The following is a 20,269-nucleotide window of genomic DNA, read 5'->3' as shown; positions in this document are numbered from 1 at the left end:
CCGCCGGCGGGCGCTCGAGGCTCAGGCGACGCCGAGGATCGCGCGCGCCTCGGCGCCGGTGGCGAGGCGGCGGCCGGCGGCGCGGGCGAGTTCCGCGATCATGCGGACGCGCGCGGCATTGTCGGCGGCGACGCTTCCGTCGGGCTCCCACAGCGAGTTCTCGAAGCCGACCCGGAGATGGCCGCCCGCCTCCATGGCGGCCCGCAGCGCCGCGGTCTCGCCGCGCCCGAAGGCGCAGATCGACCAGGTGAGCCGGCCTTCCTCGCCTTCCTCGCGCAGGATCCGCAGATAGGGCTCGAGGTCCGCCGGGCTGCTCTCCTGGCCGACCGCGTAGCGGCCCAGCACGAAGAGCACGTTTCCCGGTTCCGCGGCGGGGATGGCGCCCAGCCGCACGAGCTCGAGATAGCGCCGGAAGTCGCCGGAATCGTAGAGGATCCACTGGATCGCAACGGCCTGCCGCGCCGCCCATTCGAGGAAGCGCCGCGGCTCGTCCTCGCCCTCGGCGAAGAGCTCGCGCACCGCGATCGAGACGGCGCGCGGCTCGAGCTGCCGGACCGCCGCCATCTGGTCCGCCGGCGAAAAGCGCCCGACCGCCTCCGTCGTCGCCTGCAGCACCATGTCGTCGCCGACGCGCGCGCGGATCGCGGCGAACGCCTCCTCGTAGCGGGCGCGGTCGAGGCAATGGCGGCCGGCCTCGTCGCGCACATGGACGTGGATCGCGCCCGCGCCGGCCGCATGGCAGGCGGCGGCGGTCTCCGCGAGGTCGGCCGGGCCGATCGGGAGCGCCGGATGGTCGGACTTGGTGCGGCGCGCCCCGTTCGGCGCGACCATGATGAGAAGCGGGTCCATGTCAGCCTGTCGGAAGCGGGATCGATCGAAGGCCGGGCGGCCTCAGCCCTCGTGCTCTATCATGTCGGCGAGCCGTCGGAAGCTCCCCTGATGGAAGACGAGCGGCGGCCGCGCGAAGTCCTCGATCGAGAGCACCTCGCCGACATAGATCTCGTGGTCGCCGCCGGGATAGCGCGCATAGGTGCGGCAGACGAGATGGGCGGCGGCATCGTGGAGGAGGGGCGTGCCGCCGACCGAGCGGTCGAAGCGGACGCCGGCGAACTTGTCCGCCGCGGGCCTGGCGAAGCGCACGCAGAGCTCGCGCTGGCGCTCGGAGAGGATGTTGATCCCGAAGAAATCGTGGGAGCGGAAGGCGGGGAGGCTCGGCGCCGCGAGCGAGAGGCTCCAGAGGATGAGGGGAGGGTCGAGCGAGACCGAATTGAACGAGTTGACCGTGAGCCCGACGGGTTCGCCGTCCCGGCGCTGCGTCGTCACCACCACGACGCCCGTCGCGAAGGCGCCGAGGACATCGCGGAGCTGCCTCGGATCGATGCCGGTCCTGCCCGTCTCGCGTGCGGCCTTCGCCATCAGGGCCCTCCGGTGCCGTCCGTTCCGGACCTGGAGCGCGGGCGAGGCGCGCGCCCCGTCCATTCCCGCGGCCTCCCTATTCCGCCGCCTCCGCCGTCCCGCCGGTCGCGGCGTTGACCCGGGGCAGCGCCTGCTCCGCGAGGAGGATCATGGAGCGCCTCGCGAGCTCGCGGTCCGCCCAGTCCTTGCCCGCATAGAGGAGCGTCCCGAAATCGCCCACCTCCTCCCGGAAGGCGAGGATGTCGTCGGCCACCTTGTCCGGCGTCCCCCAGATGACCAGCCGGTCCATGACGTAATCGAGCGTGACCTCGTCGTCGGACATCGACTGGTCCTCCTTGAAGAGGTTGCCCCGGCCGCCCTTCTTCAACTTGGTGAGGAGCTGGCTGTAATAGAAGCGGTACGGGCTCTGCGGGCCGAGCGCGTAGTCGCGCGCCGTGGCCAGATCGTCGGCGACGAACACGCTCTTCGCCACGCGCCAGTCCGCCGGGTCCGCCTTCCGCCCGACCCGCTCGCAGCCCTCGACATATTTCGGCCAGTGCGACGCCGCCCATTTCGGCATCAGGAAGTTCGCCGAGACGGCGCACCAGCCGCGCGCCGCCGCCTCGGTCACGCCCTTGGAGAACGGCGCCGCCACCATCACGACGATCGGCGGGTGCGGCGCCTGCAGCGGCCGGGCGATGAAGCCCTGGCCGATCTCCGGCATCATCGTGCGCTCGGTCGAGACGCGCCAGAACTTCCCCTCGAGATTGTAGGGCGGCTCGCTTTTCCAGATGTCGAGGATCATGTTGATGCCCTCGACCAGCATGGCGTTGCGGTCGGCATCGAGGTTGCCGAACGCCTCGGCGTCGGAAAGCAGGCCGCCCGGACTGATGCCGAAGTTCAGCCGGCCCTCGAGCATGTGGTCGAGCATCGCGATCTGCGCGGCGACGGCGGCCGGATGGCTGTTCGGCATGTTAATGGTGCCGGTGCCGAGCCGCATCCGTCTGATGGAGCTGCCGATCCAGGCGAGGAACATGGCGCATGAGGTGATGTTCTCGGCGCGGTCGGTCACGTGCTCGCCGCAATAGCCCTCCGCGAATCCGAGCTCGTCGGCAAGGATGAAGGCCTCCCGATCCTCCGCGAGGCTCACTCGCCAGTCCTTGTCGACCGGGTGGATCGGCATCGTGAAGAAGCCGAGTTGCATGTGCCGCTCCCATTTGTCTGCCGGTGGAGGCTAACCGCTCGGCGCGACCAGAAAAAATGATATGTTGTGATCTTAAGCATCATGTTTCATTATTCCGCGATGCTTTCGCTGCGCCAGCTCCGCTGCTTCCTGGCCGTCTACGAGGAGCGGTCGTTCACGGCCGCCTCGGTCCGCGAGGGGGCGACGCAATCCGGCATGTCGCAGCACGTGCGCCAGCTCGAGGAGGAACTCGGCGTTCCGCTCTTCGAGCGGGTGGGGCGCGAGGTGATCCCGACCGCGACCGGGCACCGCTACTACCAGGAATGCGTGTCGATCCTGCGCCATCTCGAGCGCGCGACGCAGGCCGCCTCGGCGAGCGGGCTCGACTGCCCCGGCCAGGTCCGGATCGGGCTCCTGCCGACCTTCACGCGGGCGGCGCTCGCCCCCGCGCTCGCCGCCTTCACCGAGATGGCGGTGCGGACCGAGGTCTTCATCACCGAGGCCTATTCGGGCGTGCTGACCGACATGGTGCGGGCGGCGGCGCTCGATTTCGCCGTGGTGCCGGCCTTCCGGGGCGCCACCGGGCTCACGGTCTCCCGGCTGATGCGCGACCGCGAGATGCTGGTGGCGGCGGCGGACGGCCCGATCGGCGGCCATCTGACGCCGGTCCGGCTCGCGGAGCTCGGTCCGCTCAAGATGGTCCTGCCGGGCGAGGGCAACACGCGCCGCACGACGCTCGAATCCTATTTCCTCACCAACGCGGTGGCGATCGCGAGGCGGATCGAGTTTGACGCGATGATCGGCACGCTCGAGCTCGTCGCGCAGTCGGACTGGGTGACGGTGCTGCCCGCCGTCCTCCTCGGCAACGACCGCGGCGGCGAGCGCTACGCGATCCGGCCGCTCGCCGACCCCGACCTCTATTCGGACTTCGTCGTCATCGAGCCGGCGCGGCGCGTGATGTCGGACGCGGCGCAGCTCTTCGCCGACCTCCTGAAGAAGGAGGCGTGGCGGATCGCCGAACGCTGGCGCGATTCGCTCGCCGGACCGACAGCCGCGGAGGATGCGGAAGGCCCGGCGGCCGCCTTCGCCGATCGTCCGGGATAGCGGTCCGGGCCGTCCGAATTCGCTTCCGCCGGCGGCGCGGCCCCCATAGGTTGCGCCCCGGTCCATGCAGGGAGGCGATCATGATCACGTGCGCGGTGGCCGGGTTCGGCTGGTGGGGACGGCACATTTCGCAGCGGCTCGCGCAGGCGAAGGCGCTCCGCCTCGGCTATGTGGTGGAGCCTTCGCCCGCGCGCGCGGCGGAGGCGGCCGGCGAGGGATACCGGACGGTCGCGAGCCTCGATGCGGCGCTCGCCGATCCGGCCATCGACGCCGTCATCCTGACCACGCCGAACACGCTCCACGAGGCGCAGGTCGCGGCCGCGGCGGCGGCCGGAAAGCACGTCTTCTGCGAGAAGCCGCTCGGGCTGGACGGGGCGAGCGCGGCGCGGTCGGTGGCGGCATGCCGGGCGGCGGGCGTCGTCCTCGGCATCGGCCACGAGCGCCGCTTCGAACCCGCCATGCAGGAGATCGCCCGGCTGGTGCGCGACGGCGCCCTCGGGACCGTGATGCACGCCGAATCGGCGTTCAGCCACGACAAGCTGATCGGCGTCCCGGAGGGGGACTGGCGGCGGATGTCGGCCTCCGCGCCGGCGGCGGGCATGACCGGCATGGGCATCCACCTGACGGATCTCTACATCTGGATGTTCGGCCGGGTCGCCACCGTCTCCGCGCTCACCGCCGACCGCGTGCTCGGCTGGGAGACGGGCGACGTCGTGACGGTGCAGCTCGGCTTCGAGGCGGGCATGACCGCGACGCTGAGTGCCGTCCTGAAGACGCCGCACTACATGCGCTACCAGGTGCTCGGCTCCGACGCCTGGGCGGAGGCGCGCAACGAGACGCATCCCGACACGCCGGGCGGCAGGACCCATTTCGTGCTGCAGCGGAGCGGCGGCGCCGGACCGGAGACGCGGACCTTCGACTGGAACGACGCGGTGCTCGCCAACCTGGAGGCGTTCGCCGCCGCGATCGAGGGCCGGGCCGCCTATCCCTATACGAACGCGGAGAAGATCCACAACATCGAGGTGCTCGAGGCCGTCACCAGGTCGGCCCGCGACCTCGCCGTGGTGCGCCTGCCGTGAGCGGCGGGGCTCCGCGGCGGCGGCCTCCGGCGCGCGATCAGTGCGCGGCCGCGTCGGGCCGGCCGACCACGCGCATCCGCACCAACGTATAGAAGGGCCGCACGGGCCTGCGCTCGACGAGCTCGACGCCGCCATGGGTCTCGGCCCAGTTCTGCAGGCGCGCGAAGGGGAATTCGGGGCGCAGCCCGATCGCGCGGGTGCGGCGGGCGAGCCAGCGCTCGGCGGCGGCGGCGGCGCCCCGCTCCGAATAGAGGTGGCTCATCAGGATGAGCTCGCCGCCGGGACGGACGACGCGCGCGCATTCGGAGAGGACGCGCTCCGGGTTCTCGACGAGCGTGATGACGAACTGGCAGACGGCGCTGTTGAAGGTCGCGTCCGGGAAGGCGAGCTCGTGCGCGTCCATGACGTAGAGCCCGTCGACGTGGCGTAGCCGCTCCCTGGTCCGGCGCGCCTGCGCCTTGGCGAGCATTTCCGGGCTGATGTCGATGCCGACGACGCTCGTCCGGTCCTCGTCGTATTCGGAGAGCGAGAGGCCGGTCCCGACGCCGATCTCGAGCACCCGGCCGCCCGCGCGGTTGGCGGCGGCGACGGCGGCGCGGCGGCCGTGCAGGAAGACCGGCCCGCAGATGACGTCGTAGACGGGCGCCCAGCCGGCATAGGCGCGCGTGACCGTCGCGCGGTCGAGATCGCGGCTCCGATAGGTGTCTTCCGACAAGCCCCGCATTGTCATGTCCGCTCCTCCGATGAGTCGAAGCCGTGCCGGTCCCGGATATTGCCGGGGGAGGTGACGCTCCAATGACGCTTCGATGTCGGTTCGTCCGAGGGCGTCGCGGACGCGGCCTGCGCGGAACCGGCGGAGGAGATCGCGGCCATGCGCCGGACCGGTCCGGCGCTGAGCCGGCCATGCTTTGACCCAGATCAGTGCCCATTCCTGTCGCGGGGCGCAGTTTGGTCATGTGATCTGGCGCGAGGCGAGGCCGCGATGCTGAAGGTACCGGAGGGCGAGCCGCGGCCGGGGACGCGCGATGTCCGGGCGGCGCTCGGGCTCGACGAGACGGGCCGGTCCGCCGGCCACCGGCTGCGGCGGTTCGTGCCGTGGGCCGTCGCGATCCTGGCGATCGCCGGCGGCGCCGGCGCCTATCTGTTCTGGGGCGGCGGCGGCGAGAGGGTGGTCTACACGACCGAGCCGGTCCATCGCGGCGCGCTGACGGTGAAGGTGAGCGCGACGGGCTCGGTCCAGCCGACGAACCAGGTCGATGTCTCGAGCGAGCTCTCCGGCACCGTCCGGTCGGTCAACGTGGACTATAACAGCCCGGTGAGGGCGGGCGACGTGCTGGCCGAGCTCGACACGGACAAGCTCGCCGCCACGGTCGAGAACAACCGGGCGAAGCTGAAGGTGGCGGAAGCCTCGGTCGCCGAGGCCGCGGCAACCGTTGCGGAGAAGCAGGCGATGCTCGCGCGGGCGAAATCGCTGTCCGACCGCCAGGTGACCTCCAGGCAGGAGTACGAATCGGCGAAGGCCGCGGCCGACCGCGCCGAGGCCGCGCTCGAGAGCGCGCGCGCCCAGATCGACGTCGCGCGCGCGGAGCTCACCATCAGCGAAGCCAATCTCGCCAAGGCCAAGATCGTCTCGCCGATCGGCGGGGTGGTGCTGACCCGAAGCGTCGATCCCGGCGCGACCGTGGCCGCCTCGCTGCAGGCGCCGGTGCTCTTCACGATCGCGGAGGACCTGAAGGAGATGGAGCTCCAGGTCGATGTCGACGAAGCCGATGTCGGCCAGCTCGCGGTCGGCCAGAAGGCGACGTTCACGGTGGACGCCTATCCCGAGCGGACCTTTCCCGCCGACATCCGGACGATCCGCTACGCGCCGGAGACGGTGCAGGGCGTCGTGACCTACAAGGCCGTGCTCAACGTCGACAATGCCGACCTGCTGCTCCGTCCCGGCATGACGGCGACCGCCGACATCGTGGTGGAGGAGGTCCCGGATGCCCTCCTCGTGCCGAATGCCGCGCTCCGCTACGCGCCGCCGCAGACGGCCGACCAGGGTTCGAGCCGCACCTTCCTGCAGCGCCTGATGCCGATGCCTTCCTTCCGTGCGCCCGCCCGCCCCGACAGCACCACCGGCTCGGAACGGACCGTCTGGGTGCTGCGGGACGGCGCGCCGGCCGCGGTGCCGGTCTCCGTCGGGGCGACGGACGGACGCGAGACCGAGATAACGAAAGGGGCGCTCGAGCCTGCGGAGCGGGTGATCGTCGACAGCGCGAACCAGGGCTGAGCGCAGCGATGGCAGACGCCCCGCCGCTCATCGAATTCCGCGACGTCCGGAAGATCTACGGTTCCGGCGAGGCTGCCGTCGAGGCGCTTTCCGGGGTCGACCTCGTGATCGAGGAGGGCGAATTCGTCGCGATCATGGGCCCGTCGGGCTCCGGCAAGTCGACCGCGATGAACATCGTCGGCTGCCTCGACACGCCGACCTCCGGCCAGTACCTCTTCAAGGGCATCTCGGTCGGAAGCCTCGGCCGCCGCCAGCGCACGCTGCTCAGGCGGAACTTCCTCGGCTTCGTCTTCCAGGGCTTCAACCTGCTGCCGCGGACGACCGCGCTCGAGAATGTCGAACTGCCGCTCCTCTACCGCGGCACGCCGCCGGACGAGCGGCGCGCGCTCGCCGCCGACGCGCTCGCCCGGGTCGGCCTCGCCGGCCGCGAGCGCCACAGCTCGGCCGAGCTTTCGGGCGGACAGCAGCAGCGCGTCGCCATCGCGCGCGCGCTCGTCACCGGCCCGGACGTGCTGCTCGCCGACGAGCCCACCGGCAATCTCGACACGAAGACGAGCTACGAGATCATGGAGCTCGTCGCGAGCCTCAACCGCGAGCAGGGCATCAGCGTGGTCATGGTCACGCACGAGCCGGACGTCGCCGCCTATGCCGGCCGGAAGATCGTGTTCCGCGACGGCCTGGTGGAATCGGACGGCCTCACCAGGGACGCCGCCTGATGCTGTTCGAGACCTTCAGGCTGGCTGTCCTGGCGATCCGGCGCAACGCGCTCCGTTCCTCGCTCACCGTGCTCGGCATCGTGATCGGCGTCGCCGCCGTCATCGCGATGGTCACGATCGGCAACGGCACCACGGCGAAGATCAGCGCCGACCTCGCCAAGCTCGGCAACAACCTCCTCTTCGTCCGGCCGGGCCAGTTCGGTCCGGGGCGGGCGAGCGTCGACGCCAAGTCCTTCAACGCCCGCGACGTGGAGGCGCTGAGGACCCAGATCCCGTCGCTCCAGGCGGTGGCGCCGGTGGCGCAGACCTCGGCGACGGTGATCTATGGCGGCGAGAGCCGCCAGACCACGATCACCGGCAGCGACGCCGGGCTGATCGTGGCGCAGGACTGGGAGATTGCGGCCGGACGCGCGTTCCTGGACAGCGAAGTCCGCGCCGGGCGCGCGGTCTGCCTGCTCGGCGAGACCGTCCGCACGAGCCTCTTCGGCGATGCCGACGCGCTCGGCGCGCGCATCCGGGTGAAGAACGTCTCCTGCGAGGTGATCGGGGCGCTCGCGGCCAAGGGCCAGTCGAGCACGGGCATGGACCAGGACGACGTCGTCATCATGCCGCTGCGCGCCGTCCAGAGGCGCCTCATCGGATCCTCCGACATTGCGACCATCCTGCTTTCGGCGCGCGACGGCGTGGACACCGCCAAGGTGCAGGGCGACGTGGAGCTGCTCCTGCGCGAACGGCGGCAGATCGGACCCGGCGAGGACGACGACTTCACCGTCCGCGACATGAAGGAACTGGTCCAGACCATCACCGGCACGACCGTCGTGCTGACCGCGCTGCTCGGCGCCGTGGCGGCGGTGAGCCTTCTCGTCGGCGGCATCGGCATCATGAACATCATGCTGGTCTCGGTGACGGAGCGCACGCGCGAGATCGGCATCAGGCTCGCGATCGGCGCGCTCGAGGGCCAGGTGCTGACGCAGTTCCTGGTCGAGGCGGCGGTGCTCTCGCTCTTCGGCGGGCTCGCCGGCATCGCGCTCGGCCTGGGCCTGGCATGGCTCGCGGCGCAGGGGATGCGGGTGCCGTTCATGGTCGACATGCGGATCGTGCTCGTCGCCTTCGGCTTCTCCGCGCTGATCGGGATCGTCTTCGGCTTCTTCCCGGCCCGGCGCGCGGCGCGGCTCGATCCGATCGAGGCGCTCCGCCACGAATGAGCGGCCGGCGCCGGGCGCATCCTGTTGCGCTCCGGCCGGGTTAGGGCCCATCCTCGCAGCCGGCTGCGCACCGCCGCAGCGGAGAAGGAGGAGCCCGGAACTGCCGCGCGCCAGGACCGACACCGAAGCCGCCGATCTCGCCACCGGCTCGAGCGCGCCGCCGACGGCCGAGCGGGCGCTCGAGCACGCCCTCGGGCGCCAGATCCGGCAGATGCGCCGGAGCCACGACCTTTCGGTCGCGGATCTCGCCGGCGCGGCCGGCATCTCGACCGGCATGATGTCGAAGATCGAGAACGGCCAGATCTCGCCCTCGCTCTCCACCATCCAGGCGCTCGCGACGGCGCTCGGGGTTCCGATCGCCGCGCTCTTCGCCGCCGCCGAGGAGCAGCGCGACTGCTCGTTCGTCCATGCCGGGCAGGGCGTGGTGATCGAGCGCCGCGGCACGAAGGCCGGGCACGTCTATTCGCTGCTCGGCCATGTGCTCGGCGGCGACGTGGTGGTGGAGCCCTATCTCATCACGCTGCGCGAGAACGCGAAGCCCTATGCCGGCTTCCAGCATGCCGGGATCGAGTTCATCTACATGCTGACCGGCGAGGTCTCCTACCGCCATGCCGGCGAGAGCTACCGCCTCACGCCCGGCGACGCGCTTCTCTTCGATTCCGCCGCGGCGCACGGGCCGGAGGAACTGACGGAGCTGCCCTGCAGCTATCTTTCGATCATCGTCTACGAGCGCAGCCGGACGTGAGGACGGGCAGTCGCGGCTCGAGCGGAAGCTGGCGCATCCTCCCTGTCCGTCCTCGTCTCCTTCCCACTGTCGTCGTCGCCCCCCCTGTCGTCATCGCCGGGCTCGACCCGGCGACCCAGGAGCAGAGCGGCGGCCCAGGCGCCGCTTCGCCTCCCTCTCCATCGTCGTTTCCTCCCTCTCCGTCGTCATCGCCGGACTTGATCCGGCGATCCAGAAACGGAGCGGCGGCCCGGGCACCGCCTGGATGCCCGGGTCAAGCCCGGGCAGGACGACAGAAAATGCCGCTGCTTTGAGGATGCGCTCCCGCCGCCTCGCCTCCCTGTCCGTCGTCGTTTCCTCCCTCTCCGTCGTCATTGCCGGACTTGATCCGGCGATCCAGAAACGGAGCAGCGGACCGGCGCCGCCTCGCCTCCCTGTCCGTCGTCGTTTCCTCCCTCTCCGTCGTCATCGCCGGACTTGATCCGGCGATCCAGAAACGGAGCAGCGGCCAAACGCCGCCTGGATGCCCGGGTCAAGCCCGGGCAGGACGACAGAAAATGCCGCTGCCTTGGGGATGTGATCCCGCCGCCTCGCCTCCCACTGTCGTCATCGCCTCCCCGCTGTCGTCATCGCCGGGCTCGACCCGGCGATCCAGAAACGGAGCGGCGGACCGGGCACCGCCTGGATGCCCGGGTCAAGCCCGGGCAGGACGACAGAAAATGCCGCTGCCCTGACGATGCGATCCCGCCGCCCCGCCTCCCTCTCCGTCGTCCTCTCCTCCCCACCGTCGTCATCGCCGGGCTCGACCCGGCGATCCAGGAGCAGAGCGGCGGACCGGCACCGCCTCTCCGTCGTCATCGGCAGAGCGGCGGCCCAGGCGCCGCCTTGATGCCCGGGTCAAGCCCGGGCAGGACGACAGAGCAAGCGGCAGGGGCCCGGAACGGAACAGGCGGCAAACGCCGGAACGGAACAAGCGGCAAATGCCGGATCGGAACGGGCGGCGCCGGCACGGCCTGCCAACGGCGCCTCAGAACATCACGAGCTCCGCGGAACGATCCCGCCAATCCGGGTTTTCGGCCTCGATCAGCGCGATCTTCCAGGCGCGCGGCCACGACTTGATCGCCTTCTCGCGCCGGATCGCGTCGACCACCCAGGGGAACTCCTCGTACCAGACGAGGAGCGTGACGCCGTAGCGGCTCGTGAAGCCGCCCGTGACGCCCTCCTTGTGTTCCCAGATCCGCCGCGGCAGGTCGCTCGTCACGCCGCAATAGAGCGTGCCGTTCTTCCGCGACGCGAGAAGATAGGTGTAGCCGCGCATGGCGATATCCCGCGCCGCCTGGATGCCCGGGTCAAGCCCGGGCAGGACGACAGAAAATGCCGCTGCCTTGAGGATGCGCTCCCGCCGCCTCGCCTTCCTCTCCGTCGTCGTCTCCTCCCCCCTGTCGTCATCGCCGGGCTCGACCCGGCGATCCAGAAACGGAGCGGCGGACCGGGCACCGCCTCGCCTCCCTCACCGTCGTCAGCAGAGTGGCGGCCCGGGCGCCGCCTGGATGCCCGGGTCAAGCCCGGGCAGGACGACAGAACAAGCGGCTGCCTTGCGGACGCGATCCCGCCGCCTCGCCTCCCTCTCCGTCGTCGTCTCCTCCCCGCTGTCGTCATCGCCGGGCTCGACCCGGCGACCCAGAAGCAGAGCGGCGGCCCAGGCGCCGCTGGATGCCCGGGTCAAGCCCGGGCAGGACGACAGAGCAAGCGGCAGGGGCCGGAAACGGAACAGGCGGCAAAACGCCGGAGCGGAACAAGCGGCAAACGCCGGAATAGAGCAACGGCACGGCCAGACAACGGCGCCCCAGAACACTCTCCGGCCCCGCCTCCCTCTCCGTCGTCGTCTCCTCCCCGCTGTCGACATTGCCGGGCTCGACCCGGCGATCCAGGAGCAGAGTGGCGGCCCAGGTGCCGCCTGGATGCCCGGGTCAAGCCCGGGCAGGACGACAGAACAACCGGCAGGGGCCCGGAACGGAACAGGCGGCAAAACGTCGGACCGGAACAGGCGGCAAACGCCGGAGCGGCACGGCCGGCACAGACCGGGCCGCCGATGCCCTGCCGGCCTTGCCGCCTTGCGCTACGCGGCGAGGCGCGCGGATTCCTGCCGCGCCGCCTTGAGCGCGCCGGCCCACCAGGCGAGCTGGTCCAGCATGTCCTCGGCGTTCTGGTTGAGGAAGTCGAACTCCGCGAGCGACTTTCCTTCCTTCGCCACCGCCAGATAGACCGGCAGCTGGATGTGCACCGCCGTGCGGATCGGCGCCATCTGGAGCTCGATCGCATTCAGCCGGAGCTGCTCGACCGCGCGCGCGCCGCCGACGCCGCCATAGCCCACGAAGGAGACCGGCTTGTTGTTCCATTCCTTGAAGCTGTAGTCGAGCGCGTTCTTGAGGGCGCCGGTCGGCCCGCGGCCGTATTCGGCGGCGAGGATGACATAGGCGTCGAACTCGGCGATCTTGCTCTGCCAGCGGCGGGCGACCGGATCCTCGGACGGCCCGTAGGCCGGCGAGACGGCCTCGGCGAAGATCGGCATCGGATAGTCCTTGAGGTCGACGATCTCGACGTCGAAATCGCCGCGCTTGCGCGCGATCTCGGCGATCCACGCGGCCGGGTGGTCGGCGAAGCGGTTCGGCCGGATGCTTCCGATGATCACTGCGAGCCTGGGTGTCGGCATTGCTAGCTCCTGGAAATGAGGGGTGGTTTCCAACGGTGCGTAGCGCAATATGAGTAACCGGACACGAGCCGCAAGGAGGCACTTTTTTGAAACCTAGGCACTTCAGGCTCACCAACGAATGCCAGTCGGTCAGCGAGATCCTCGCCCGGGTCGGGGACAAGTGGACCGTCCTGGTGGTGAGCCTGCTCGGCAACGGGCCGATGCGCTTCAGCGAGCTCCGGCGGGCGGTCGACGGCATCTCGCAGAAGATGCTGACGACCACGCTGCGCACGCTCGAGCGCGACGGCTTCTGCACGCGGACGGTGTTTCCGAGCGTGCCGCCGCGGGTTGAATACGAGCTGACCGAGCTCGGCCGCGATCTCCTCGTCCCGGTCCGGGCGCTCGGCGACTGGGCCGTCGCCAACCGCGAGCGCGTCGACGCCGCGCGCCGGCGCTTCGACGGAGAGGCCGGCTCCGCCGGCCCGTGAGGCGCCCGGGCCGCAGCGGGAGGGGCGGCCGAAGCGAGCCCCGCGTCGGGCGTTCCGTGGGCAATGGTTTCTCGTGAAGAAAATATCCTTCTTCACAATTGACCGCGAGGGCGCCCCTGGCTAAGGTCCGCGGGCAGTCCGGAGCCTCTCCCCGATGTGCGGCATCGTCGGCCTCTTCCTGAAGAATCCCGCGCTCGAGCCGGCGCTCGGCGCCCATCTCGCCGGCATGCTCGGCGTGCTCAGCGACCGCGGGCCGGACAGCGCCGGCTTCGCCGTCTACGGCGCCGGCGAGCCGGACCACGTCAAGCTCACGCTGCGGATGACCGGAGCGGGCGATTCGCGTCCCTTCGTGGAGGCCTTCGCCGCCGAGATCCGCATGCCGGTGCAGGTCACGCAGCGCCGCACCCATCTCGTGATCTCGGTTCCCTCGGACATGGCCGAGCCGGCGGCGCGGGCGATCGCCGCGCGGCCGGACGAACTGCAGGTCGTCGGAACCGGCCGGCGGATGGAGCTCTACAAGGAGGTCGGGCTGCCGACGCGCGTGGCGGAGGATTTCGGCCTCGCCGCCATGGCCGGCACGCACGGCATCGGCCATACCCGGATGGCGACGGAATCGGCGGTGACGACGGCCGGCGCGCATCCGTTCTCGACCGGGCCGGACCAGTGCCTCGTCCATAACGGCTCGCTCTCCAACCACAACAATGTCCGCCGCGTGCTCCTGCGCGAGGGGATCGCCTTCGCGACGGAGAACGACAGCGAGGTGGCGGCCGGCTACCTCACCTGGCGCATGCGCGAGGGCGCGAGCCTCGGCGAGGCGCTCGAGGCGGCGCTTTCCGACCTCGACGGCTTCTACACCTTCGTGGTCGGCACGGAATCGGGCTTCGCGGTGCTGCGCGACCCGATCTCCTGCAAGCCGGCCGTGATGGCGGAGACCGACGATTACGTGGCCTTCGGCTCGGAATACCGCGCGCTCGCCGGGCTGCCGGGCATCGAGGCGGCGCATCTCTTCGAGCCCGAGCCGGCGACCGTCTATGCCTGGCAGCGGCACTGATGCCGGTGGTCGACCTCGCGGCGACGAGCCGGCGCGCGCTCAACGCGATGCTCCACGCTCTGCCGCCCGACACCAACGAGACGCACTGGCAGGTCGCCAACCCGGAAGGCGGCCACGCCATCGCGGCCGGCCTCGACGCGCCGGTGACGGTCGAGATCAGGGGCCATGTCGGCTATTATTGCGGCGGCATGAACAAGCGCGCGACGATCGTGGTCGACGGCAATGCCGGGACCGGCGTCGCCGAGAACATGATGTCGGGCGAAATCCGCGTGAAGGGCGACGCCAGCCAGTCGGCCGGGGCGACCGGCCGCGGCGGGCTCCTCGTCATCGAGGGCAGCGCGGCGGCGCGCTGCGGCATCTCCATGAAGGGCATCGACATCGTCGTGAAGGGCTCGATCGGCCCGATGAGCGCCTTCATGGCGCAGCGCGGCAACCTCGTCGTCTTCGGCGATGCCGGCGAGACGCTCGGCGATTCGATCTACGAGGCGCGCCTCTTCGTGCGCGGCGCGGTGAAGAGCCTCGGCGCGGACTGCGTCGAGAAGGCGATGGGCGCGGAGGAGCGCGGCCTGCTCGCCGGCCTCCTGCAACGGGCGGGCCTCTACGGCGCCGCCTCGCCCGACGAGTTCCGCCTCTACGGCTCGGCGCGGCGCCTCTACCATTTCCACGTCGACAACGCCGACGCCTACTGAACGGCCCGCTTGATGGATCCGATGCCCCCGGCCGCGCATACGAGACCGCGCTTCTCGGCCACCTTCGACCCCTACACGATCTCGGAGATCCAGCGCGCCGCCGCGACCGGGATCTACGACATACGCGGCGGCGGCTCGAAGCGGAGGCTGCCGCATTTCGACGACCTCCTGTTCCTCGGCGCCTCGATCTCGCGCTATCCGCTCGAGGGCTACCGCGAGCGCTGCGGCACGGACGTGGTGCTCGGAACGCGCTTCGCGAAGACGCCGATCCGCCTCCGCATCCCGGTGACGATCGCCGGCATGAGCTTCGGCGCGCTCTCCGCGCAGGCGAAGGAGGCGCTCGGCCGCGGCGCGACGGCGGCCGGCACCAGCACCACGACGGGCGACGGCGGCATGACGCGGGAGGAGCGCGGGCATTCGAAGACGCTCGTCTATCAGGTGCTGCCCTCGCGCTACGGCATGAACCCTGACGACCTGCGCGCCGCCGACGCGGTGGAGATCGTCGTCGGGCAGGGCGCCAAGCCCGGCGGCGGCGGCATGCTGCTCGGCCAGAAGATCTCTGCGCGCGTCGCCGAGATGCGCGACCTGCCGGAGGGGATCGACCAGCGCTCGGCCTGCCGCCATCCCGACTGGACCGGGCCGGACGACCTCGAGATCAAGATCGAGGAGATCCGCGAGATCACCGACTGGGAGAAGCCGATCTACGTGAAGGTCGGCGCGAGCCGGCCCTATTACGATACGGCGCTCGCCGTTAAGGCCGGCGCGGACGTGGTCGTGCTCGACGGCATGCAGGGCGGGACGGCGGCGACCCAGGAGATCTTCATCGAGCATGTGGGGCTGCCGATCCTCGCCTCGATCCGCCCCGCGGTGCAGGCGCTGCAGGACCTCGGCATGCACCGCAAGGTGCAGCTCGTCGTCTCCGGCGGCATCCGCAACGGCGCGGACGTGGCCAAGGCGCTCGCGCTCGGCGCGGACGCGGTCGCGATCGGGACGGCCGCGCTGATCGCGCTCGGCGACAACGATCCGCGGCTCGAGGCGGAATACGAGAAGCTCGGCACGACGGCCGGCGCCTACGACGACTGGCACGAGGGCCGCGACCCGGCCGGCATCACCACGCAGGACCCGGCGCTCGCGGCGCGGCTCGATCCGGTGAAGGCCGGCCGCCGGCTCGCCAACTATCTCGCGGTGCTCACGCTCGAGGCGCAGACGATCGCGCGCGCCTGCGGCAAGAGCCATCTGCACAATCTGGAGCCGGAGGATCTGGTGGCGCTCACCATCGAGGCGGCGGCCATGGCGCGCGTGCCGCTTGCCGGCACCGACTGGATTCCGGGACGATCGAGCTTCTGAGGGGAGGGGCGGCGGGGCGGAAGACCCGGCTGCCGGAGGAGACGCCTGTCACACGCGAGCGGGGGAGGTGAATGGCAGTCGATCTCGAGAAGTCCGCCAAAGAGCGCGGCATCAGATATTTCCTGATCTCCTACACGGATCTCTTCGGGACGCAGCGCGCGAAGCTGGTGCCGGCCGCGGCGATCGGGGAGATGGCGCGGAACGGCGCGGGCTTCGCCGGCTTCGCGACCTGGCTCGACATGACGCCGGCCGATCCCGACACGTTCGCGGTGCCCGATGCGGAGAGCCTCGTCCAGCTCCCTTGGAAGCCGGAAGTGGGCTGGCTCGCCGCCGATCTCTGGATGGACGGCAAGCTCGTCGAGCATGCGCCGCGGAACGTGCTGAAGCGGCTCACGGCGCGCGCGGCCGAGCTCGGCTACACCATGAAGAGCGGGGTGGAGTGCGAGTTCTTCCTGGTCAATCCGGACGGGACCGGCATCTCCGACATGGCCGACCGGCAGGCCAAGCCCTGCTACGACCAGTCCGCGCTGATGCGGCGCTACGAGGTCATCAGCGAGATCTGCGATGCCATGCTCGATCTCGGCTGGATGCCCTACCAGAACGACCACGAGGACGCGAACGGCCAGTTCGAGATGAACTGGCACTATGACGACGCGCTCGTCACGGCCGACCGCCACGCCTTCTTCAAGTACATGGTGAAGGCGATCGCCGAGAAGCACGGCTATCGCGCGACCTTCATGCCGAAGCCGTTCGAGACGCTGACCGGCAATGGCTGCCATGCCCATGTCTCGCTCTGGAAGGGCAAGGAGAACGTCTTCCACGACCGCGCGGGCGAGCTCGGCGTCTCCCAGCTCGGCTATGCCTTTCTCGGCGGCGTGATCCATTCGGCCGACGCGCTCTGCGCGCTCTTCAACCCGACCGTGAACTCCTACAAGCGCATCAACGCGCCGCGGACGGTCTCCGGCGCGACCTGGTCGCCCAATTCGGTGACCTGGTCGGGCAACAACCGCACGCATATGGTGCGCGTGCCGGAGGGCGGGCGCTTCGAGCTCCGGCTCGCCGACGGCGCGGCGAACCCCTACCTCCTGCAGGCGGGGATCCTCGCGGCCGGGCTCGACGGCATCGGCAACAAGCGCGAGCCGGGCAAGCGGCTCGACATCAACATGTACACGGACGGCCACATGGTGAACGGGGTGAAGAAGCTGCCGCTCAACCTCCTCGACGCGCTCCGCGCGCTCGAAGCCTCGGACGTGCTGACGGATGCGCTCGGGCCCTTCGTGCCGGCCTACCTGAAGCTGAAGACCGACGAATGGAACGCCTATTCGCGCCACCTGACGCAATGGGAGCGCGACACCACGCTCGATTGCTGAGCCGATGCGCTATTCCGCTCTCGCGCTCCTCGCCGAGGCCTTCCGGGGCAACGCCGCCCGGGAGCCGGTCTGGCGCGAGCCGGAGCCGAAGCCCGCCTACGACGTGGTGATCGTGGGCGGCGGCGGGGGCGGCCTCGCCACCGCCTACTACCTCGCGAAGGTCCACGGCCTCGCCAACGTGGCGGTCCTCGAGAAGGGCTGGCTCGGCTCCGGCAATATCGGCCGCAACACCACGATCATCCGCTCCAACTACCTGCTCCCCGGCAACATCCCCTTCTACGAATGGTCGATGAAGCTGTGGGAGGGGCTGGAGCAGGACTTCAACTACAACGCCATGGTGAGCCAGCGCGGCGTGCTGAACCTCTACCATTCGGACGCGCAGCGCGACGCCTATGCCCGGCGCGGCAACGCCATGCGGCTCCACGGCGTCGACGCCGAACTCCTCGACCGCGACGGCGTGCGCGCGCTCGCGCCGTTCCTCGACTTCGAGAACGGGCGCTTCCCGATCAGAGGCGGCCTGCTGCAGCGCCGCGGCGGCACGGCCCGGCACGACGCCGTCGCCTGGGGTTTTGCGCGCGGGGCGGACCGGAGAGGCGTCGACCTGATCCAGAACTGCGAGGTGACCGGCATCCGCATCGAGGCCGGCCGGGTGAAGGGGGTGGAGACCAGCCGCGGCTTCATCGGCGCGGGGAAGGTGGGGCTCGCCGTCGCCGGGTCCACGACGAAGCTCGCCGACATGGCGGGCCTCAGGCTGCCGATCGAGAGCCACGTGCTGCAGGCCTTCGTCTCGGAAGGGCTGAAGCCCGCGATCGACTGCGTCGTCACCTTCGGCAGCGGCCATTTCTACATCAGCCAGTCGGACAAAGGCGGGCTGGTCTTCGGCGGCGATCTCGACGGCTACAATTCCTATGCCCAGCGCGGCAACCTGCCGACGATCGAGGACGTCATGGAATGCGGCATGGCGATCTGGCCCGGGCTCGGACGGCTCCGGGTGCTGCGCCACTGGGGCGGCGTCATGGACATGACGATGGACGGCTCGCCGATCATCGACCGCACGCCCGTCGAAGGGCTCTACCTGAATGCGGGCTGGTGCTACGGCGGCTTCAAGGCGACGCCGGCCTCCGGCTGGTGCTTCGCCCATCTCATCGGGCGCGACGAGCCGCACCCGGCCGCCGCCGCGCTCCGCCTCGACCGCTTCGCGACCGGTCACGTGATCGACGAGCGCGGCGCCGGCGCGCAGCCCAACCTCCAGTGAAGGCGGACCATGCGCATCAGATGCCCGCATTGCGGTGAGCGCGACGCCCAGGAATTCGGCTATCTGGGCGACGCCACCAAGCGCCGGCCGGACGGGCCCGGCGCCTCGGCCGAGGCGATGTTCGACTACGTCTATCTCCGCAACAACCCGGCCGGCCCGCACCGCGAGTTCTGGCACCACGGCGCCGGCTGCCGGACCTGGCTGGTGGTGACGCGCGACACCCGCACGCACGAGATCCTCGCCGTGGCGGACGCGCGCGCCGCGGCGCAAGGCGACGGCGGGGACGGCCGGTGAAGACGCCGCACCAGCGGGCGCGAGACGCCGCGCTCTCGATGCGGATCGCGGCGGGGAGCGCGGTCGATCCGGCACGGCCGCTCCGTTTCCGCTTCGACGGGCGGGACTATGAGGGGCTCGCCGGCGACACGCTCGCCTCGGCGCTGCTCGCGAACGGCGTCCGCCTTTTCGGCCGCTCCTTCAAGTACCACCGCCCGCGCGGCGTGCTCGCCGCCGGGCCGGAGGAGCCGAACGCGCTGGTGGAACTCAGGACCGGCGCGCGGCGCGAGCCGAACACGCGCGCGAGCGTGACGGAGCTCTATGACGGGCTGGCCGCGGCGAGCCAGAATCGCTGGCCCTCGCTCGAATGGGATCTCCTGTCCGCGACCCGGCCTTTCGCGCCGCTGATGCATGCGGGCTTCTACTACAAGACCTTCATGTGGCCGAAAGCGGCCTGGGAGAAGCTCTACGAGCCCGCGATCCGGCGCGCCGCCGGGCTCGGCCGGGCGGCGGGCGCGCCCGATCCCGACCATTACGAGAAGGCCTTCGCCTTCTGCGACGTGCTGGTGATCGGCGGCGGCCCGGCGGGGCTCGCGGCGGCGCTCGCGGCGGGGCGCGCGGGTGCCCGCGTGATCCTCTGCGACGAGGACTTCCGGCCCGGCGGCCGGCTCCTCGCCGAGCGGCGCGAGATCGGCGGCCGGCCGGCGCTCGACTGGCTCGCGGAGACGGTCGCGGAGCTCGAATCGCTGCCCGAGGTCCGGCTGATGCGCCGGACGACGATCTTCGGCGTCTATGACGGCGGCACCTACGGCGCGCTCGAGCGCGTCGCCGACCATTTTCCCGTCCCGCCGCCGCACATGGCGCGCCAGCGGAGCTGGCGGATCGCGGCGAAGCGGGCGGTGCTCGCCGCCGGCGCGACGGAGCGGCCGCTCGTCTTCGACGGCAACGACCGGCCGGGCGTGATGCTCGCCGGCGCGGTGCGGAGCTATCTCAACCGCTTCGGCGTGGCGGCCGGGCTGACGGCGGTGGTCCTGACGACGGCCGACGACGGCTGGCGCACCGTCGCGGACCTCGCAGCCGCGGGGGTCAGGGTCGCCGCGATCGTCGATCCGCGGCCGGAGATCGCCCCGGCGCTTCTCGACCTCGCCCGGCGCGCCGGCGCGCGCGTCTTCGCGGGCGGCATGGTGGTCGGGACGCACGGCCGGCGCGGCCTCTCCGCGATCGAGGTGCGGGACGGGGCGGGGCGCGCGGAGCGGATCGGCTGCGATCTCCTCGCCATGTCGAACGGCTGGAACCCGCAGGTCCACCTCGCCTGCCATCTCGGCGGCCGGCCGGTCTGGGACGAGACGATCGCCGCCTTCGTTCCGGGCGCGCCGCCGCCGGGGATGGCGGCCGCCGGCGCGGCGGCGGGCCGGCCGGCGCT

20 protein-coding genes are annotated in these 20,269 nt (G+C 71.0%); 14 read left to right on the top strand and 6 right to left on the bottom strand.

Going from position 1 to position 20,269, the window contains the following annotated elements:
- Window positions 1-21: 21 nt before the first annotated feature.
- From E4O86_RS17295 to E4O86_RS17285, 3 genes are all read right to left on the bottom strand, one after another.
- The gene (locus E4O86_RS17295; RefSeq protein ID WP_161141803.1) at window positions 22-849 is read right to left on the bottom strand and encodes a beta-keto acid cleavage family enzyme; all 828 of its coding nucleotides are present in this window, start codon (window positions 847-849) and stop codon (window positions 22-24) included.
- Between the two features lie 42 nt (window positions 850-891).
- Window positions 892-1,416 carry a flavin reductase family protein gene (locus E4O86_RS17290; RefSeq protein WP_161141802.1) on the bottom strand — a complete coding sequence of 175 codons (525 nt, stop codon included), beginning with the start codon at window positions 1,414-1,416 and terminating at the stop codon, window positions 892-894.
- A gap of 76 nt (window positions 1,417-1,492) precedes the next feature.
- Window positions 1,493-2,599 (bottom strand): LLM class flavin-dependent oxidoreductase, encoded by a 1,107-nt coding sequence (locus E4O86_RS17285; protein ID WP_161141801.1) that lies wholly within the window; start codon window positions 2,597-2,599, stop codon window positions 1,493-1,495.
- Between the two features lie 81 nt (window positions 2,600-2,680).
- Here E4O86_RS17285 and E4O86_RS17280 point away from each other — a divergent pair, with 81 nt between their 5' ends.
- Both E4O86_RS17280 and E4O86_RS17275 read left to right on the top strand, forming a co-directional pair.
- Window positions 2,681-3,682, top strand: coding sequence for a LysR family transcriptional regulator (locus E4O86_RS17280; protein ID WP_161141800.1), 1,002 nt, complete (start codon window positions 2,681-2,683; stop codon window positions 3,680-3,682).
- Window positions 3,683-3,762: 80 nt separating this feature from the next.
- Window positions 3,763-4,761 carry a Gfo/Idh/MocA family protein gene (locus tag E4O86_RS17275; RefSeq protein ID WP_161141799.1) on the top strand — a complete coding sequence of 333 codons (999 nt, stop codon included), beginning with the start codon at window positions 3,763-3,765 and terminating at the stop codon, window positions 4,759-4,761.
- Between the two features lie 37 nt (window positions 4,762-4,798).
- On the opposite strand, the gene E4O86_RS17270 is transcribed toward E4O86_RS17275, so the two are convergent.
- On the bottom strand, window positions 4,799-5,491 hold the full coding sequence (locus tag E4O86_RS17270) for a class I SAM-dependent methyltransferase (RefSeq protein ID WP_246206461.1): 693 nt from the start codon (window positions 5,489-5,491) through the stop codon (window positions 4,799-4,801).
- 252 nt (window positions 5,492-5,743) lie between these two features.
- Here E4O86_RS17270 and E4O86_RS17265 point away from each other — a divergent pair, with 252 nt between their 5' ends.
- From E4O86_RS17265 to E4O86_RS17250, 4 genes are all read left to right on the top strand, one after another.
- Window positions 5,744-7,036 carry an efflux RND transporter periplasmic adaptor subunit gene (locus E4O86_RS17265; RefSeq protein WP_161141798.1) on the top strand — a complete coding sequence of 431 codons (1,293 nt, stop codon included), beginning with the start codon at window positions 5,744-5,746 and terminating at the stop codon, window positions 7,034-7,036.
- A gap of 8 nt (window positions 7,037-7,044) precedes the next feature.
- Window positions 7,045-7,752, top strand: coding sequence for an ABC transporter ATP-binding protein (locus E4O86_RS17260; RefSeq protein WP_161141797.1), 708 nt, complete (start codon window positions 7,045-7,047; stop codon window positions 7,750-7,752).
- Window positions 7,752-8,957 carry an ABC transporter permease gene (locus E4O86_RS17255; RefSeq protein ID WP_161141796.1) on the top strand — a complete coding sequence of 402 codons (1,206 nt, stop codon included), beginning with the start codon at window positions 7,752-7,754 and terminating at the stop codon, window positions 8,955-8,957. The genes E4O86_RS17260 and E4O86_RS17255 overlap by 1 nt, the downstream gene beginning before the upstream one ends.
- 100 nt (window positions 8,958-9,057) lie before the next feature.
- On the top strand, window positions 9,058-9,702 hold the full coding sequence (locus E4O86_RS17250; RefSeq protein WP_161141805.1) for a helix-turn-helix domain-containing protein: 645 nt from the start codon (window positions 9,058-9,060) through the stop codon (window positions 9,700-9,702).
- A gap of 1,006 nt (window positions 9,703-10,708) precedes the next feature.
- On the opposite strand, the gene E4O86_RS17245 is transcribed toward E4O86_RS17250, so the two are convergent.
- Both E4O86_RS17245 and E4O86_RS17240 read right to left on the bottom strand, forming a co-directional pair.
- A complete protein-coding gene (locus E4O86_RS17245) occupies window positions 10,709-10,999 on the bottom strand; it encodes a GIY-YIG nuclease family protein (protein WP_161141795.1) in 291 nt (96 codons plus the stop codon).
- An 801-nt stretch (window positions 11,000-11,800) separates the two neighbouring features.
- On the bottom strand, window positions 11,801-12,394 hold the full coding sequence (locus E4O86_RS17240) for an NADPH-dependent FMN reductase (RefSeq protein WP_161141794.1): 594 nt from the start codon (window positions 12,392-12,394) through the stop codon (window positions 11,801-11,803).
- Between the two features lie 86 nt (window positions 12,395-12,480).
- Between E4O86_RS17240 and E4O86_RS17235 the strand changes: the two genes are divergently transcribed.
- The 8 genes from E4O86_RS17235 to E4O86_RS17200 form a co-directional block, all read left to right on the top strand.
- On the top strand, window positions 12,481-12,861 hold the full coding sequence (locus tag E4O86_RS17235) for a winged helix-turn-helix transcriptional regulator (RefSeq protein ID WP_161141793.1): 381 nt from the start codon (window positions 12,481-12,483) through the stop codon (window positions 12,859-12,861).
- 154 nt (window positions 12,862-13,015) lie between these two features.
- Window positions 13,016-13,912 (top strand): class II glutamine amidotransferase, encoded by an 897-nt coding sequence (locus E4O86_RS17230; protein ID WP_161141792.1) that lies wholly within the window; start codon window positions 13,016-13,018, stop codon window positions 13,910-13,912.
- Window positions 13,912-14,601: a GltB/FmdC/FwdC-like GXGXG domain-containing protein gene (locus E4O86_RS17225; RefSeq protein ID WP_161141791.1), complete on the top strand. Its 690-nt coding sequence runs from the start codon at window positions 13,912-13,914 to the stop codon at window positions 14,599-14,601. Before E4O86_RS17230 ends, E4O86_RS17225 begins: the two co-directional genes overlap by 1 nt.
- 12 nt (window positions 14,602-14,613) lie before the next feature.
- Window positions 14,614-15,948 carry an FMN-binding glutamate synthase family protein gene (locus tag E4O86_RS17220; protein ID WP_161141790.1) on the top strand — a complete coding sequence of 445 codons (1,335 nt, stop codon included), beginning with the start codon at window positions 14,614-14,616 and terminating at the stop codon, window positions 15,946-15,948.
- Between the two features lie 71 nt (window positions 15,949-16,019).
- Window positions 16,020-17,318, top strand: coding sequence for a type III glutamate--ammonia ligase (glnT, locus tag E4O86_RS17215; RefSeq protein ID WP_161141789.1), 1,299 nt, complete (start codon window positions 16,020-16,022; stop codon window positions 17,316-17,318).
- 4 nt (window positions 17,319-17,322) lie between these two features.
- Complete coding sequence (locus E4O86_RS17210) at window positions 17,323-18,573, top strand: sarcosine oxidase subunit beta family protein (protein WP_161141788.1); 1,251 nt, start codon at window positions 17,323-17,325, stop codon at window positions 18,571-18,573.
- A gap of 9 nt (window positions 18,574-18,582) precedes the next feature.
- Entirely contained in the window at window positions 18,583-18,867 is a 285-nt protein-coding gene (locus E4O86_RS17205; RefSeq protein WP_161141787.1) for a sarcosine oxidase subunit delta, read from the top strand.
- 38 nt (window positions 18,868-18,905) lie between these two features.
- Window positions 18,906-20,269 (top strand): 2Fe-2S iron-sulfur cluster-binding protein (locus E4O86_RS17200; RefSeq protein ID WP_161141804.1); only part of this gene is annotated, 1,364 nt, incomplete at its 3' end.

Source organism: Propylenella binzhouense, assembly GCF_009866965.1.
Classification (GTDB): Bacteria; Pseudomonadota; Alphaproteobacteria; order Rhizobiales; family Afifellaceae; genus Propylenella; species Propylenella binzhouense.
Note: the sequence above shows the minus strand (reverse complement) of the source record. Positions and strands in the feature narration are given on the sequence as shown.